Origin of the sequence: Thermoflavimicrobium daqui (assembly GCF_003313465.1) — a bacterium.
GTDB lineage: Bacteria > Bacillota > Bacilli > Thermoactinomycetales > Thermoactinomycetaceae > Thermoflavimicrobium > Thermoflavimicrobium daqui.
This window is the reverse complement of sequence record NZ_KZ845664.1, coordinates 93,756-110,613: the sequence shown is the minus strand read 5'-3', so window position 1 is coordinate 110,613 and position 16,858 is coordinate 93,756. Positions and strand designations below refer to the sequence as shown.

At 39.1% G+C, this 16,858-nt stretch carries 19 protein-coding genes; 1 reads left to right on the top strand and 18 read right to left on the bottom strand.

The genetic code is table 11. From position 1 onward, the window contains the following. Positions 1–284: 284 nt before the first annotated feature. The 14 genes from DL897_RS03900 to DL897_RS03835 form a co-directional block, all read right to left on the bottom strand. Positions 285–854: a L,D-transpeptidase gene (locus DL897_RS03900; protein WP_113657836.1), complete on the bottom strand. Its 570-nt coding sequence runs from the start codon at positions 852–854 to the stop codon at positions 285–287. A gap of 186 nt (positions 855–1,040) precedes the next feature. Next, positions 1,041–1,793 carry a hydrogen peroxide-dependent heme synthase gene (gene hemQ / locus DL897_RS03895; RefSeq protein ID WP_113657835.1) on the bottom strand — a complete coding sequence of 251 codons (753 nt, stop codon included), beginning with the start codon at positions 1,791–1,793 and terminating at the stop codon, positions 1,041–1,043. Positions 1,794–2,678: 885 nt separating this feature from the next. Then, positions 2,679–3,380, bottom strand: a complete 702-nt coding sequence (gene rnc, locus DL897_RS03890; RefSeq protein ID WP_240627260.1) for a ribonuclease III — start codon at positions 3,378–3,380, stop codon at positions 2,679–2,681. Positions 3,381–3,383: 3 nt separating this feature from the next. Next, the gene (fabF, locus tag DL897_RS03885) at positions 3,384–4,637 is read right to left on the bottom strand and encodes a beta-ketoacyl-ACP synthase II (RefSeq protein WP_113657834.1); all 1,254 of its coding nucleotides are present in this window, start codon (positions 4,635–4,637) and stop codon (positions 3,384–3,386) included. 87 nt (positions 4,638–4,724) lie between these two features. Continuing rightward, positions 4,725–4,961, bottom strand: coding sequence for an acyl carrier protein (locus tag DL897_RS03880; RefSeq protein WP_113657833.1), 237 nt, complete (start codon positions 4,959–4,961; stop codon positions 4,725–4,727). A gap of 223 nt (positions 4,962–5,184) precedes the next feature. Further along, a complete protein-coding gene (gene fabG / locus DL897_RS03875; RefSeq protein ID WP_113657832.1) occupies positions 5,185–5,928 on the bottom strand; it encodes a 3-oxoacyl-[acyl-carrier-protein] reductase in 744 nt (247 codons plus the stop codon). Between the two features lie 23 nt (positions 5,929–5,951). Beyond that, positions 5,952–6,893: an ACP S-malonyltransferase gene (gene fabD, locus DL897_RS03870; protein ID WP_113657831.1), complete on the bottom strand. Its 942-nt coding sequence runs from the start codon at positions 6,891–6,893 to the stop codon at positions 5,952–5,954. Positions 6,894–6,905: 12 nt separating this feature from the next. Beyond that, positions 6,906–7,895: a beta-ketoacyl-ACP synthase III gene (locus tag DL897_RS03865; RefSeq protein WP_113657830.1), complete on the bottom strand. Its 990-nt coding sequence runs from the start codon at positions 7,893–7,895 to the stop codon at positions 6,906–6,908. Positions 7,896–7,903: 8 nt separating this feature from the next. Continuing rightward, positions 7,904–8,890: a phosphate acyltransferase PlsX gene (gene plsX, locus DL897_RS03860; RefSeq protein WP_113657829.1), complete on the bottom strand. Its 987-nt coding sequence runs from the start codon at positions 8,888–8,890 to the stop codon at positions 7,904–7,906. Then, positions 8,890–9,471, bottom strand: coding sequence for a transcription factor FapR (fapR, locus tag DL897_RS03855; RefSeq protein ID WP_240627259.1), 582 nt, complete (start codon positions 9,469–9,471; stop codon positions 8,890–8,892). Before fapR ends, plsX begins: the two co-directional genes overlap by 1 nt. A 133-nt stretch (positions 9,472–9,604) precedes the next feature. Beyond that, the gene (rpmF, locus tag DL897_RS03850) at positions 9,605–9,787 is read right to left on the bottom strand and encodes a 50S ribosomal protein L32 (protein ID WP_113657827.1); all 183 of its coding nucleotides are present in this window, start codon (positions 9,785–9,787) and stop codon (positions 9,605–9,607) included. 85 nt (positions 9,788–9,872) lie between these two features. Beyond that, on the bottom strand, positions 9,873–10,382 hold the full coding sequence (locus DL897_RS03845; RefSeq protein WP_113657826.1) for a YceD family protein: 510 nt from the start codon (positions 10,380–10,382) through the stop codon (positions 9,873–9,875). A 98-nt stretch (positions 10,383–10,480) separates the two neighbouring features. Beyond that, positions 10,481–11,545, bottom strand: a complete 1,065-nt coding sequence (locus DL897_RS03840; RefSeq protein ID WP_168188631.1) for a SepM family pheromone-processing serine protease — start codon at positions 11,543–11,545, stop codon at positions 10,481–10,483. 20 nt (positions 11,546–11,565) lie between these two features. Beyond that, on the bottom strand, positions 11,566–12,336 hold the full coding sequence (locus DL897_RS03835) for a patatin-like phospholipase family protein (protein WP_113658156.1): 771 nt from the start codon (positions 12,334–12,336) through the stop codon (positions 11,566–11,568). Positions 12,337–12,557: 221 nt separating this feature from the next. On the opposite strand from DL897_RS03835, the gene ylbJ reads away from it, so the two are divergent. Next, complete coding sequence (gene ylbJ / locus DL897_RS03830; RefSeq protein WP_168188630.1) at positions 12,558–13,778, top strand: sporulation integral membrane protein YlbJ; 1,221 nt, start codon at positions 12,558–12,560, stop codon at positions 13,776–13,778. A gap of 21 nt (positions 13,779–13,799) precedes the next feature. On the opposite strand, the gene coaD is transcribed toward ylbJ, so the two are convergent. From coaD to DL897_RS03810, 4 genes are all read right to left on the bottom strand, one after another. After that, positions 13,800–14,291: a pantetheine-phosphate adenylyltransferase gene (gene coaD / locus DL897_RS03825; RefSeq protein WP_113657823.1), complete on the bottom strand. Its 492-nt coding sequence runs from the start codon at positions 14,289–14,291 to the stop codon at positions 13,800–13,802. 1 nt (position 14,292) lies between these two features. After that, complete coding sequence (rsmD, locus tag DL897_RS03820) at positions 14,293–14,877, bottom strand: 16S rRNA (guanine(966)-N(2))-methyltransferase RsmD (RefSeq protein WP_276308557.1); 585 nt, start codon at positions 14,875–14,877, stop codon at positions 14,293–14,295. A gap of 456 nt (positions 14,878–15,333) precedes the next feature. Next, positions 15,334–15,639 carry a hypothetical protein gene (locus DL897_RS03815; protein ID WP_113657821.1) on the bottom strand — a complete coding sequence of 102 codons (306 nt, stop codon included), beginning with the start codon at positions 15,637–15,639 and terminating at the stop codon, positions 15,334–15,336. 225 nt (positions 15,640–15,864) lie between these two features. Then, the gene (locus DL897_RS03810; protein ID WP_240627258.1) at positions 15,865–16,671 is read right to left on the bottom strand and encodes a sulfite exporter TauE/SafE family protein; all 807 of its coding nucleotides are present in this window, start codon (positions 16,669–16,671) and stop codon (positions 15,865–15,867) included. Positions 16,672–16,858: the final 187 nt, after the last annotated feature.

The following is a 16,858-nucleotide window of genomic DNA, read 5'->3' as shown; positions in this document are numbered from 1 at the left end:
GCTACTTTGCTCTCTTCACTAGGTATAGCCTATAAACTACGAAAAGATAAATAACTGCTATTGGTTTCCCAATCTAATTATAATCCAAAAGGGACTTTCAAGCATTTCTTTACTTAGTATAAACAAATCCCTGTCTATTAAAAAAAGCTTACCCAAAACATGCTGGGTAAGCTTAACTTATTGATGAATGATTTTTCTTGTCCATCCCATCCACTATAAAACAAATAAGTGTCGTCCAACTAAAAATAGAATAATCGGTTGTTTATCGGTCTTAAGCTATCAGTCTATATCTTAGCATGGTCTAGCTTTTTATTCGTTGTATCTGACGGAACAGAACGATATTGCGCGACGGATTTACCTCTCCACTTCCGATTACTGGTTCCACTGTGTATCCATACGAGGGTACCTTTGGGCACTTTATTAAAAATATATTCAATAGCAGGGTTATTCATCCGTACACAACCTAGTGTGGTGCTTTTTCCGATCGACGCGGGATTATTATTTCCATGGATTCCATATATCCGCCCTTGATCTTTCGGGCTAACTTTAATTCCCATAAAGTATTTTCCTAATGGATTTCGAGAAGTACACCCTGGAACTTGCTTCCACTGCGGGCATTTAAATTTGGTGATGATGGCGAATGTTCCTTCTGGTGTTGGGCTTCCTTTTTTCCCGACAGCAACACTAAATACATCGGTCACCTTATCACCCTTATATAAATATAACAGATGTGTTCTTTTATTCACTTCAATTTTATATTGTGGTGCCGCCTCTGCTGGTGCAGGATTTTGAATACCCAAGGATACCATAATCAACAGGGTTAACACTGCGATAAACTGTTTAACTCTCTTCACTTTTAAATATTCTCCCTTAAGCCATTGTATTTATTCTATTCAAATTTTACACGATATTATATATAATTGGATAGAGTAAATGAGACAAAATTAAAAACTTAAGACCATAGAAATTAAGTCAAATAACCCAAAACGACCAAACCATATACAAATACATGGTTTGGTCGTTTTTTACTTATCTATGATTTATATTTTCAATAAATCGATAAGTGCTTGCTCGTCCAGTGCATTTCCAACGATAAACCATCCGAATTCACCGTAACGTGCACTCACTTCATCAAATCTCATTTCATATACGATATGTTTGAAGTTAAGTGGATCTTGAGAGAAGAGAGTAACACCCCATTCCCAGTCATCCATTCCCATGGAACCACTAATCATCTGTTGAACTTTACCAGCATATTTACGTCCATACATACCATGAGACTTCATAAGCTCACGCCGTTTTTCCATCGGGAGCATATACCAGTTATCTTCTCCTTCCCGCTTTTTATTCATCGGGTAGAAACAGACATGACCGGTTTTAGGGAGCGTTGGGTATAGGCGAGCTTGTACTCTTGGATCTGCTTTTGGATCTTCACCTGGATTATTCACATAGTTGCTTAATTCAATCACGGAAACATAGGAGGTGCTAGGGATGGTATAGTCGGCAAATCTTGTTTTATTGAACTCCGTCTTCACTTGATTTAATTCTTGTAGGTTAGGACGTAAGAAAATAAAGCCTAAATCTGCTTTGTGCCCTAACATTGCAAACAAAGATGTGCTTCCTTTTTTCTCTTCTTCATGGGTCGTCCAAGTCTTCATGAGCCCTAATAACTCATCAATCGCTGCTTGACGCTCTTCCTCTGATGCTTCCTTCCATAAAGCCCAATCGATTTGACGAAAATCATGTAAAGCATACCAGCCTTCTAAGGTATGCAAGACATTGTTGTGACTCATGTCAAATACACTCCTTTATCTATGTGTTTATCAATCAGCTTGTTGACAAAGTTTCATTATCTAGCGATATCCTTGTCTGGTTTTACTCCCAAAGGGTAAACAACATGAACAGAAAATCGCATTTGCCATCAGCTCTTCATCCATGTATATATCTTGTCTCATCTATGAGAAGCTAGATTTTATTTGCTTCTCTCTCCACCATAACTTTGCTAATGAATATCACTCTAAATTCATCACAAGCTATTTTACATCATAGCACTTATTGATGATTGACTACAAATCTCACTTAGACAAACTTATAAACATTTGGATGGATATTTGGAATAAATTAGAATTTTTTTGTAGTCAAGGGTAAAGGTTTTTGTATCTTTATTAACCGATCTAATGTAAATGTTATATAATTATGTTCATAAATAAAATATCTTGATCAATATTTCACATAAATGTCACGTTAAAGCTGGAAAGTAAAGTATTCATTCCTTATCTTAGGTTTAATAATCTATAATGCTTGCGGACAAAATTTAGTTACTTGGTAAGACGAATATTTAGAGAAAAAAACGGATATAGTAAGCAAACTTATATAATAAAACCCTTGCTGGAGTAGCAAGGGTTTTATTATGAATAACTGTTTAGTCTCATTCATCCTTATATGAAATGTGATAATGAAGAGAAGAAAATATGGTAACTACAAATACATAAACAACAAACAAAAGGAGTGGTTGTTTAATCCTCATCAAGAGGAGCGGATTTTCATATTTTTCAAATATCCATATACGAGCAGCATAGCCTATCAATCAGCTCTTGTAAAGAAGTTCTTCAATGATATTCCTTTCCATTTAAGAGCCTCTTTACAAGAGCACGACAACATCTTCATGTTGATCGACTTTACCTTTTTTTCCACTTTTCCAAAGCTTGGGTAGCAGCTTGTTGTTCTGCTTCCTTTTTTGATCGTCCCGAGCCTCTTCCCAACCGTTCTTGATCCAGATATACTTCTGCGACGAAATGACGATCATGTGCTGGGCCTTGTACATCGACAATGCGGTATTCTAATGGACCTACTCGCTCTTGTTGAACCAACTCTTGCAGTTGGCTTTTGGCGTCCATCACGCGAGTAAGAAACTCCTCGCTCACTTTTGGAAAAACCACGGCACCGAGGAAACTCCGAACAACATCCAGTCCTTGGTCTAGATAGAGCGCCCCGATAAATGCCTCAAAAACATCGGCGAGTAGTGACGGGCGTGTTCGTCCTCCCGTCATTTCTTCTCCTTTACCTAGCCTCACATATTGTCCAAAGTTAAGCTCCTTTGCAAAAGAAGCAAGAGAAGGCTCGCAGACTACCCTAGCCCGCGTTCGTGTAAGCTCTCCTTCACTCATATCTGGATAGCGATGAAAGAGATACTCCGAAACAGCAAGCTCAAGTACAGCATCACCTAGATATTCAAGCCTTTCATTATCCAGCTCTATACCATGATTTTTCCGTTCATGGGCGAAAGAGGTATGAGTAAATGCTTGTTGGAACAGTTTCTTGTTTTGAAAAGTAACATTGATTAACCGTTCCAACTGCGATAAATTCATGCGATATTTCATCACCTATTGTGACACTTCCTCATATGCTTTCAGTAGAATACTCGCATTGTGCCCACCAAATCCGAGTGAATTGGAGATAGCTGTCCTTACACATGCTTTACGCGCTTCATTTGGTACATAATCTAAATCACAGTCTGGATCAGGATTTTCATAGTTAATGGTTGGTGGAATAATTTGGTGCTTTAAAGTTAAAGCAGTAGCTACAGCCTCTACTCCTCCAGCAGCACCCAATAAATGGCCGATCATCGACTTATTCGAGCTTACAGCTAACTGATATGCATGTTCACCAAATGCTCTTTTGATAGCAAGAGTTTCATATTTTTCATTAAGCTGTGTTGAAGTTCCATGTGCGTTAATATAATCAACATCGGTTGCATTCAGTCCTGCTTCCTCATAAGCTTTTTTCATACTACGAGCTGGACCATCTCCAGTTGGATCTGGGCTAGTTAGGTGATATGCATCCGCTGTCATACCATAACCGGCAATCTCAGCAATAATATTTGCACCACGTTTTAAAGCATGATCTAAAGTTTCTAAAACCAAAACTCCAGCACCTTCTCCCATCACAAAACCATCACGTTCCCGGTCAAATGGGCGACTTGCCTTCGTTGGGTTATCATTTTGAGTGGACAGTGCTCCCATCGAAGAAAAACCAGCAAAAGCAAATGGAGTAATCGTTGCTTCTGTACCACCTGCCAGCATAACGTCTGCGTCACCATACTTCAATAATCGGAAAGCATCGCCAATACAATGGGTTCCAGATGCACAGGCTGTCACGGACGTACTATTGGGACCTTTAGCACCAAAACGAATGGAAACTTGTCCAGCAGCCATATTGGTTATCATCATTGGTATCGTAAAAGGACTTACTCGTCTGGGCCCACGATTTAGTAAGACTTTAAATTGTTCTTCATAAGTATTTAAACCACCGATTCCTGAACCAATATAAACTCCAAACCGTTCCGGATCAATCTGGTTCAATTCTAGGCCTGCATCTTTAATCGCTTGTTGTGCTGCAGCCACTGCGAATTGAACGTTGCGATCCATTTTTCTTGCTTCTTTTTTTTCAATGTAATTGAGGGGATCAAAATCGGTTACCTCTGCGGCAATACGAACAGGAAAATCAGTTGTATCAAATGCTGTAATTTGCCCTACACCGGATTTACCAGAAATTAAATGATTCCAAAAGGTAGATACATTATTACCGATCGGGGTAATTACGCCAAGCCCTGTAATAACGACCCGATTTTTTGTCATGTTAATCTCCTGCCTCTCCAAACTACTATCCATCTCGGAGCATGAAGTAGGATAAAGTCCCGTATGAGCGGGACTTTATTTAAGTATTTACAAGTTATTTTCAATATAATTTACGATATCTCCAACAGTAGAGATTTTCTCAGCCTCTTCATCAGCGATTTCAACGCCGAACTCATCTTCGAATTGCAAAATTAAATCTACTACATCAAGAGAATCAGCACCTAAGTCATCTTTTACAGACGCATCAAGCGTTACTGCTTCTTTATCAACGTCGAGATGCTCTACGATGATACCTTTCACACGCTCAAAAGTGGTTTCTGCCATCTCATTTCACCTCCCTTATGTAGTATACACAAGTGAAAAAACCATTGCATCTTTTTTACTTATTTGGTAGCTAAATGAAAATAGATTGTACCATGTTATCCTCAAGAAAAGTTACTCTCCTAGAACTCAAGGTTTTCTGCATAATTAAAGTAATATAATCTACATATCACAATATAATTACGCATGCAACAAATAGTAATTTGCTATTTTTAAAGAGTTCAAATTAAGAGTTAACAAGACCACCATCTACTTGAATCGTTTGGCCTGTAATGTAGCTAGCAGCATCGCTTGCTAAAAACTTGACAAGTTCTGCAACATCTTCTGCACTTCCAAAGCGATTGAGTGGAATTCGATCCAGTGCTTCTTTTTTTACTTCTTCTGGAAGTACATCTGTCATATCCGTTACGATAAACCCAGGAGCTACTGCATTAACAGTAATTCCGCGACTCGCTAGTTCTTTAGCGGTCGATTTGGTTAGACCTAGAATTCCAGCTTTGGCTGCCGAATAATTAGCTTGACCAACACCTCCAGTCAATCCTACTACGGAACTAATATTAATGATTCGTCCACTTCTTTGTTTCATCATGGGACGACTTACTGCTTTCGTGCATAAGAAGACACCTTTAAGATTTGTATCAATCACTTGATCCCAATCATCCTCTTTAATTCGTATAAGGAGATTATCACGTGTGATTCCTGCATTATTCACTAAAATATCAATCCGTCCAAAAGTAGACACAACTTCTTTAAAAGCTGCATTCACTTGCTCACTATCTGAAACATCTACCTTAAGAGCCAACCCTTTTTGACCTGTTTCTTGAATTTGTTGTAGTGTTTCCTCAGCTGCTTGCTGGTTTCCAGCATAAAAGATGACGACATCAGCACCAGCATGGGCTAGATTAATAGCAATGGATCGTCCAATTCCACGTGAACCGCCTGTAACCACAGCTACTTTTTCTTTTAACATGGATGGTTTCCTCCATTTATCCATTATTTTGATTGGAGTGATTCGATCGTCTGCTCCAGTGTGTCTGGATTTTGTACTGAAAGAACGCGTGCTTTTCGATGAATCTTTTTAACTAAACTGCTTAAAACTTTGCCTTCCCCGATCTCCACAAATGTATCTACACCTTGATCCACCATAAATCGGATACTATCTTCCCATAAAACGGGTGAAGCCACCTGATCGATTAAGAGCTGACGAATTTCTCTCGCCGATTGAACAGGTCGTGCAGTAACATTGGCAACAACTGGAACCTGTGCATCATGAATGGTTACCTGTTCCAAAGCTTCCTCTAATCGATCGGCTGCTGGTTTCATCAGAGAAGAATGGAAAGGTCCACTAACCGATAATGGGACTACTTTTTTGGCACCAGCTTCTAAAGCTTTCTCTCCAGCAACCTTTACTGCTTCAGCATGTCCAGAAATGGCAATCTGGCCAGGAGAATTAAAGTTTGCAGGTTCAACCACAAAGTCTGACTTACTTACTTCTTGACACACTCGGTTCAATTTGTCTCGATCCAAATGTAAAATAGCCGACATGGCACCAACTCCTGCAGGGACAGCTTGATCCATATATGTTCCACGCTTATGTACGATTGAAACTGCTTCTGAAAAGGAGATGGCTTTAGCAGCTACAAGAGCGGAGTACTCTCCCAAACTATGTCCTGCTACATAATCTGGTGTAATACCCGCTTCTTGGAAAGCTTGATACAAAGCAATACTGGTTGTTAAGATAGCAGGCTGTGTATGGTATGTTAAGCGTAGCTCTTCTTCTGGCCCATCAAAACAAAGCTTGGAAAGTTCATAACCCAGCACACGATCCGCTTCTACAAATATTTGCTTAGAGAGCTCATTCGTCTCTGCAATTTCTCGACCCATCCCTACTTTTTGTGACCCTTGGCCTGGGAAGATAAAAGCCAATTTACCCATATATTCTCCTCCTTACTCTAGGGACCATTTTAATACAGTAGCACCCCAAGTTAGGCCTGCCCCAAAACCACATAGCACAATTGTGTCATCTTTGTGCAATCTTTTCTGTTCCACAGCTTCATGAAGAGCTACAGGAATCGATGCAGAAGACATATTACCATAACGATCTACGTTTACAATCACCTTCTCCTCACTTAGACCAAATCGTTTAATTGCCGATTCAATAATGCGGATATTCGCTTGATGAGGGATGAGAAAATCAATATCTTCTTTAGTTAAACCCGCTTTTTTAAGCGCTTCATCTGTAGCACTACCGATTACTCGAACTGCAAACTTAAATACTTCACGGCCTTCCATCGATAACGTATGTAAACGCGATTGAACTGTTTCTTCTGTTGCTGGTAAACGCGAACCACCTGCTGTTAGTTTTAACAGATCGCCACCAGAACCATCCCCACGAAGCTCATAGGATTGAAATCCATAACCATCTTCAACAGGTCCTAGTACAACTGCACCAGCACCATCTCCAAATAAAATACAAGTAGAACGATCAGACCAATCGACGATACGAGACAAACACTCTACGCCGATAACAAGTGCATAGCGATAGACACCTGTTGTAATGAACTGCGCCGCTGTACTTATTCCATATAAAAAACCAGTGCACGCAGCCGAAAGGTCAAAGGTTGCTGCTTTCTTAGCTCCTAAGCGATTTTGTACCAAGCAAGATGTGGCTGGAAAAGACATATCTGGAGTTACTGTTGCAACTATAATTAGATCAATCTCTTCTGCACCGATCCCTGCTCGACGTAATGCTTGTTCAGCTGCTTTTACAGCTAGGTCAGAAGAAGCTTCATCAGGTGCTGCAATTCGTCTTTCTTTAATTCCAGTACGTGAGACAATCCATTCATCGCTTGTATCTACCAATTTTTCCAAATCAGCGTTAGTTAACACCTTTTCTGGTAAATAAGCACCTGTTCCTAAAATACCTACAGAATTCATCGCATTATTCACTCCTTCGTTTTAGCAAACTCTTGCTTCATTTGCTCTGTCACTTGTTGTGTGACAAATAAGCGCGCTTGACGTGCTGCATTAAAAATAGCTTTCGCATCTGAAGAGCCATGTGCCTTGATTATAGGTCCTGCTAACCCCAACAAAGGAGCTCCACCATGCTCTTTATAGTCCATTTCTTTTTTAAAACGCTTTAGTCCTGGTGATAAAATCAATGCTGCCAATTTATTAATCCATGTGCGTGTAAATTCACTCTTTAGTTTTTCAAAGATCGCCTTGGCTACTCCTTCTGCATTCTTCAGCAAGATGTTCCCACTAAATCCGTCACATACTAACACTTCACAAGGACCATATAATACATCTCTTGCTTCCGTATTTCCTATAAAACGAATCGACGACTCCTTTTCTAATAGTTTAAAGGCTTCTTTGGTTAGTTGAATTCCTTTTCCTGTCTCGGTTCCTATATTTAATAACCCTACTCTTGGTTCTTCAAAGCCAAGAACCTTGCTGGCGTATATGCTTCCCATAATTGCATACTGACGAAGATGTTCTGGCTTAGCTTCAGGATTTGCTCCCACATCTAAAACGAGGATGCCTTTACCAGACAGTGTTGGAAAGACAGGAGCTAGAGCTGGACGCTCAATCCCTTTTATTCGACCCGTATAAAAGAGCCCTGCTGCCATGAGTGCGCCTGTATTTCCAGCACTGATAAAAGCATCCACTTCCTTATTTTTCACCATCTGACAACCAACAACGATACTGGAATCTTTTTTTCGGCGAACAGATCGGACAGGTTCATCATCAGGATCGATATGCTCTGTCACTTGATGAAATTCAATATGATCCAATCCTGGTGGTACAAGATCTGGGTCTTGTCCTATTAAAACGAATGTCGTATCTCTCCAATTTTTAGCAGCAATCGAAACACCTTCAATTACCGAATGAGGGGCATAATCTCCACCGTGTAAATCAAAGGCAATTCGCATTAGGACTCCTCCTTAGCCACTCGTGTTTCCAATGCTCGATACACATCAAATATACCATGAAATACTAGCTCATTATTTACTTTGATCTTCACTTCAATTTTGGTTCGGGAAGAATTTTCATTATCTAAAACTTTCGCATAAGCAACACATTTTTCGGATAAATAGACAGGACGAACAAAGCGAATCTGAGCATTGGCTGTTAGAGCAATTTCCGAGTCCACTAACCCAATCGCTAACGAGTTTGCTTGAGCAAAGATATAATGTCCACGTGCAATTCCATTCCGCTCAAAAACATGCTCTTCAGTGATCTCTAAAATCGATATCCCGCTATGATCTAATTGTAAATCGACCACTTCACCAATAATTTCTTTCGGTGAAAGCGATCGAACTCGATCAAAGTTTTTCTCCGCCATGTGCTTCATTCGTTCTCTTAGTTCTGGTATGCCTAGCTCCATTCGATCGAGTCGAATAGTTTGAATACTGACTTGGCATAATCTGGCCATCTGTTCATCAGTTAAAAAAGGATCTTCTTCTAATGCTTGGGTTAATTTTTTTTGTCTTTCTTTTTTAGATAAACGCACAGCGGAGTTACCCCCTCTTAATACCACATTTTAGTACCAAGTACTAATTAAGAGTATATAAAAAAAAAATCCTTTTGACAATAGAAAAAATAAAAGTCGACTCAAATTGAGCCGACCCTTGCTTTATGAAGGATTATACATTTGCAACTCCTTCAACTTCAACGCCTTTGTAGTAACCACACTCTTTACATACACGATGCGCAAGCTTAGGTGCACCGCATTGTGGGCAGCTTACCACACCAGGAGCATTTAGTTTGTAGTGAGTACGACGTTTACGTTTACGTGTTTTTGAAGTACGTCTAAAAGGTACTGCCATTTTCTTTCACCCCCCTGCCAAATTCCTAAGGAAAGGCAACTTTGCCCATTATACAACAAATTTAAGAACGTGAGAAGTCCGCTAGTCATTCGTTTCTCTTCAGTAATTCCTGCAACTTAGCTAAACGTGGATCAATCCTTGTGGTATCACAACCACAATCTTCGATATTTTTATCAACTCCACACTGAGGACAAATACCTTTGCAATCCTCACGACAAATTGGAGCTAATGGGATTTGCAGTAGCAAGGCTTCACGAATAAACGGAAGCAAATCAATGGTTTGTTCTTTGATCAGAAAAACCTCCTGATCATCTGTTTCTCTAGCCATATATTCTACATCTGTAAATAACTCTGCCCAATCCGCCTCGATTGGAAGCACTAGCTCGGTCAAACAACGTGAACAGGTTAATGTTGCTTTGGTTTGCTCATGTGCTTGTACTAAAAAAAGATGAGCATCCTGCTTCTCTAATTGGACCGTCACCTGAACCGGATCTAATCCCTTTAATCCAGCAACTTCATTACGAATATCTAATGATATCGACTCTGTGATTATGAAAGGTTGATCCTGTTTTAATTTTTGCAGGGAAATTTGCATGATTCCACTCCTTGTATGAAAACAGGGATATTATATGTCAATCTTCTCATTCCTGTCAAGGTTTTTTCATTGACAGCGACTCCTATGTTCCCCTTCGTCTAAGCAACGGATCTTTTTGTAGCAAGTGCAATTGTTGGCTGTTTACGTAAATATTGTACGGCTTCTGACAGGGTCGATACTGGAACTATTTTCATCTTTGTATTAATTCTCTTTGCCATTTCTTTCGCTATTTTTTCATTATTATCTCCCGATTGCTGGTCTTTAGGGCAAAAGAAAATTTGAGCACCTTTCCTATCTGCGGCAATCACTTTAAACTCAATGCCTCCAATCTGTCCTACTTCACCTTTTTCATTAATAGTTCCGGTTCCCGCTACCGTATATCCACGTGTTAAATCCTCTGGTAACAACTGATCCATTACTTCTAATGAAAACATAAGACCTGCGGAAGGCCCACCAATTTCTTCCGTTTTAATCCTTGCAGGTGGATCTGAAGTAACTTTTACCCGATCAACTGGAACAATACCCAAACCTGCTCTAGGCTTTTGCCCTTTGGGGACAGGTAAGGAAACCAACTTTATCTTTCGTATCATTGGCTTATTTTTTCTGGTAAATTTCACTTCAACTTGCTCACCTGCTTTTTTATTTTGTAAATACTGAAGCAACTTCACACTTTCTTTCATACTTTGATGATCAAGCTCCTGAATTAAATCTCCTTCCTTCAATCCACTTTTGGCATTTTGGGTTAACTCAAACACCTCTATACCAACATGTTCAACCTTAATCGGCTTTTTTGCTTGATGATAGGCTGAAATAATAGCGTGATTTTGTGATTCACGCATATTTTCTTCTTGTCTTCGTTCATATTCTTTATCAGACTCATCTTGGCTTTTAATGTCTGATTCTGGGACCAGTTTCATTTCATGTGAAGTAAATGAAAAGAGATAGTCAAGGACACTTGCTCTTTTTAACGACACAGTGGTTAATAAGAATTTTCCTTTCTCATTAGGTTGTTTTGTCGCCACTTTTACATATTGATGCGTATCAATTGCGTCTCCAGGAAACATAGCAAAATAAGAAACAGGGGTAAAAAAAGCAAGTACCACCCCAACCAGAATTAAGCCTATACAAATGCCGAATATGACTAGTTGTTTTGTTTTTTTCAAGTTCTTCTCTCCTTGCATCCTTACCAGATCAATTTGCGAATTTTCTCCAACTCTGCTTTTGCTGCTTCTTCTCCTTTTTGTACACATTCTTCAACACGATTAAATGAAGCAGGGCTAATTTCGGAAACATCAGGTTGAATGAGCACATCAGCAGATAATAATTGTTGATCAAAAATTCTCCTTTCCATAATCTCCAATGATTGCATAATGACATCAACTATATTTTTTATCCGAGCAGGTTGATTTATTTGTGGAAGTACATCAACAGCAATGACAATATCTGCCCCCATTTCTCGAACGGTTGAAATAGGAACACGATCGACGACACCACCATCTACCAAAATTTGCCTCTCATTAATTACAGGGGTAAATACACCTGGGATCGATATACTTGCGCGAACAGCATCTGCTACTGAACCACTTTTGAAAACCACTTTTTCGCCTGTTAGTAAATCAGTAGCTACAACTGCTGTCGGTATTTTTAGCTGCTCCAGATTTTTCCGGTGAGTTAATAAATAAATCAGATCTTTAATCTTATCTCCCGATATAAATCCAAACCCAGGAACAGTTAAATCTAACAAGTGCTTACGCTTTAAATGGATCGCTAAATTTTCCATCATTTCTGGATCGATCCCATTTGCAAATAAAACTCCAATAAAGCCCCCCATACTACTTCCTGCGACAAAGTCAATGGGGACTCCTGCCTGTTTTAGTACTTTTAATACACCAATATGGGCTAATCCTCGAGCAGATCCTGAGCCTAAAGCGAGTCCAATCTTTGGCCTATTCAATCACACTTCACCTTCAAATCTTTTTAAGATTCACTGAAATAGGTATAAACAAGCCTCTAAGTACGTAGACATGTTAATGACCTTTTATTTGTCCGAGGTTGCTCTATTTATAATCAACCACTGATCGTTTTTAAACTCTACACAAAACGATTCACTTTAAGCGTTACATGTTTTCTTGATCAATTCATGCAACATGCTCTGTCCGTGAGAGGAGAATGAGTATGGTTCCACGCCTTCTCCATCGCCGTTTGCAATCGATTGTTCTGGCTTTCACTGCGCTATTTTTAGGAGCCATTTTAATTATGTATCCTGAACAAGCCTTTCTTTCATCATTACGTGGCTTAAGAATTTGGTGGGAAGTCGTGTTTCCGGCCTTGCTTCCATTTTTTATCGTTGCCGAAGTTATGATGAGCTTTGGAGTTGTTCATTTTATCGGCATTCTGCTTGAGCCTTTTATGCGTCCGGTATTTCGCGTACCAGGTGTGGGTGCTTTTGTCATGGTTGTAGGATTAATTTCAGGTAACCCCATGGGAGCAAAGTTAACCGCGCGTTTGAGGGAACAAAAACTAATTAGCCGAGCAGAAGGAGAACGCCTTGTTTCATTTACAAGTACAACAGGTCCCTTATTTATTTTTGGTGCTGTAGGAGTTGGCTTTTTTGAAAGCACTTCTGTCGGGCTGGTCTTAGCACTTGCTCACTATGGGAGTAGTATACTCGTAGGATTACTGATGCGTTTTCATGAATCACAAGCACCACCTACACCCACCCAAAAAGAAAAGTCCGAGTTTCTGATCGTTCGTGCTCTCAAAGAAATGCATCGTGCCCGAGTCAAAGATGGACGACCTCTCGGTCAACTACTAGGAGAATCTGTTACATCAGCTGTACAAACCTTGCTATTAATCGGCGGATTTATCATGATGTTCTCAGTGCTTGTTTATCTGATGAATCATATTGGGTTACTTCATTTCATATCAGATGCAGTTGCTCATCTATTTACTTGGTTACAACTTCCTTATCAACTATCTGTCCCCTTTCTTGCTGGGGTTTTTGAGATTACGATCGGATCACAAATGGTTAGCGAGAGCCCTTCACACATCCCATTGGTATACCAATTGGTCATTGTTAGTTTATTTTTTGGCTGGAATGGACTCTCCATTCAAGCACAAATTGCTAGTATTTTAAGTCGTACTGATATCCGCTACTTACCTTACTTTTTTGCACGTATTCTTCATGGCCTTTTAGCAGGGATCATCACATTACTGATATGGGATCCGCTTAAACCGTATCTTTCGCGACTCCCACATGATCTTCCTACTTTTGCGAACCCTTCTATTTATCAGCTTTGGGGGTTTGAGGAGATTCTACAATCCTTCACAATTATATGCCTTATTTTTTGGATCGGATTTTTACTCCGTAATACTCGCAAACGTTTTATTCGTTAAAGCCCGCTATCTTTATTATTTTTAGCGGGTTTTATGATGACTAAATTTGTTAAGAAGTGCCTGTTCAACATGTTCTGGAACTAAATCCTTTATGTCTGCATGATATCTTGCTACTTCTTTTACCATACTGGAACTAATAAAAGAATGACGGTTATTCGTCATTAAAAATAGAGTTTCTACCTCTTCACTTAACTTTTTATTAATCGAAGCAATTTGTAATTCATATTCAAAATCCGAAATAGCTCTTAATCCTCTTAAAATCACTTTTGCCTGACGTTTGCGCATATAGTCAACTAATAAGCCTTCAAAGCTATCCACTTCTATATTTTTTAAGTGCTGTGTCGCTTTTCGGATCATCTGTTCACGTTCATCGACTGTAAATAATGGTTGCTTTGCTGAGTTAATTAGTACAGCAATGACTACATGGTCGAATATCTTTGCACTTCGTTCGATAATATCTAGATGACCATACGTAATCGGATCAAAGCTTCCTGGGTATACTGCAACCTTCACGCTATGAGTGCCTCCCTTTTCGATATAAAGTAATCATCGTATCTCCATAAGACAATTGACGGTATGAAGTAAGTAAATCGACACAAGCAGGTGGTTGTTGACGTGACAGATGTTCAGCCACGACCACTCCCTCATCAGCAAGTAATTGACTCTTAGAAATTTGTTTTAAAATGGGAAGGAGTAATGGTTTTTGATAGGGGGGATCCAAAAAAATCAATCGGAATTGAATGCCACGCTGCTCTAATACCCGAAGTGCAGCCCGCGCATCCTTACAGTAAAATTCAGCTTGACTCTCCATTTTACAAGCCTTAACGTTACTCCGAACGATATCGAGACTGGTCCGAGACTGATCGATAAAAATCGTGTGCTCAATCCCACGACTTAATGCTTCTAAACCTAGTGAGCCTGTACCTGCAAATAAATCTAACGCCCATCCTCCTTCAAAGAAAGGACCCAACACCGAAAAAAGCGACTCCTTTACGCGATCTGCTGTTGGTCGAACATGTTGACCTGGAACCATCTTCAAGCGTGTTCCTTTTGCAGTCCCTGCAATAATTCGCATAAATGAACATCCTCTACAATTTATGATGACATTTTTATCCTATCATAAAGAGATAATTTTATTAAAAAATATTCCATGACAAAGTTACGAAATAGTTTAATCAATAAAAGCCCATCCCAAAACGATAGGTGGCAGATAAAAAGTTTGCTTGGAGAATAAGACTATTGATTAACCATTCAGTATAAAAACTAGAGAGTGTATTTTTTGCTACTACCAAAACATAACCTCTTTCCGTCACTTAAATTTGGTATGTCAATACTACTAGCTTTAGAAATACACCCTCTTCTATGTATAAAAATAAAAATATCGGCAATCATAGTAATGGCAGCAAGTAAGCTGTCTTACTACGGAGAAGACTTACGTTTCCCCATAAGCTCTTCCTCCGGTTTCTCCTCTCCCATATCGTATCTTTCACATCCGATGAAAGATAGCATAGGCTCGCGTCCATTACGCGAGCCACTTTTTTATTAAGAACCTATTTTAAATATATCGTCTCATCATTCTAGCTTCAAATGGAGTAATTACACGTTCTAGCAATAAAAGCTCAATTGTTTTGGTAGATAGATCAGAAAAATTCGGTGAATTCTTTAGTTTTTCTGCCTCTCTTTCAGTTAAAAATCGATATGGAATTTCTTGTGCAAACTGATATAAAGCCATACTCCCTTGAGACTGCCGAATATACTTACCTTCATCGACAATTTTCTTTAATTGCTCTACAGATACCGCTTTTCTACCTACTGTCTGGTTAATCCCATCAGCAATCTCTCTGTATAAAACATCTTTCACAGCGATCCCCCCACTTCATAAATAAAACCTTACCTTGTAGAAAAAATTTTCTTATGTGGTGGATTTCCTTTTTCGCCTTACGATTATTCAATTGGAAAAGGAAAGCCGGGTCTGTCATTTGATCTCATACTATACTATGTATTTTAAACATATCATGTATATGCATCTGCTGATACTACCTTACCTAATATAACACTAGAAAATAATAGAGTTCATCGAAATACCTCAAAAAAATGCTCCAAGAATTCGGCTCCAAATCTGCTCAACAACGATAAGAATAAATAGAATAAATACCATCCGTAAATATTTGGTATGTAGCATGGTGCTAATACGTGTTCCAAGAGGAGCTCCTAATAAGCTGCCTAGGACAGTAAAACATGTTTCCCAAAATGGAATATGCCCTACAAGCAACTTTCCACTCACACCTCCAATGGAAGATATCAATACAATGACCAAAGAGGAAATCATCGCAATACGGACTGGGATTTTTAATATACTGAACATAAAAGGCAATAAAATAAAGCTGCCTCCTGCTCCCACAATACTTGAGAAAACTCCGACGATGAATGAGACACTTCCAGCCAGCCATGAATGAAAAGAAACTTCTTCTCCTGCTCTTTTAGGAGGATGTCGATTGGGTACTAACATCATCAGAAGTGCGATAATGGCTAGAATCCCATAAAGCAACTGAATGACCTGATTAGACAGAAACTTCGATCCCCATGCTCCTATGAAGCTTCCCAAAAGAACTGTACTTCCCATCACAACGATTAATTTCTTATGAAACAAAGTTTGTTTTTGCTGTCCTTGCTTATAAAAAGACCATATCCCTGCTAAGGATGCAAAAAAGACTTGAAACATACTGATTGTTGCAACTTCACTTGGTGTTAGCTCTCCGATGCCTAGCCACTTTGGAATATATAACAAAAGAGGAAAATGAATGATTGCTCCACCAATTCCAAGTAAACCAGAAAAAAAAGCCCCGACTAAACCAATTAGCAATAGGACAAGATATTGCATCAACTCAGTCAAGATACTTCCTCCCCTATATATAAAAAGCAACACCCCAAATAGGGGTGCCTAACAATAAATGGTATTTTTTCTTGTGGAGATTGTCAACCGATTTGTTCGCTATGAAATGAACCAAAAATAACTGGATCCAATTATTCATTATACTATTTTTTTCATTTTGATCTAGTTTTTCCTTCATGCCACTTTT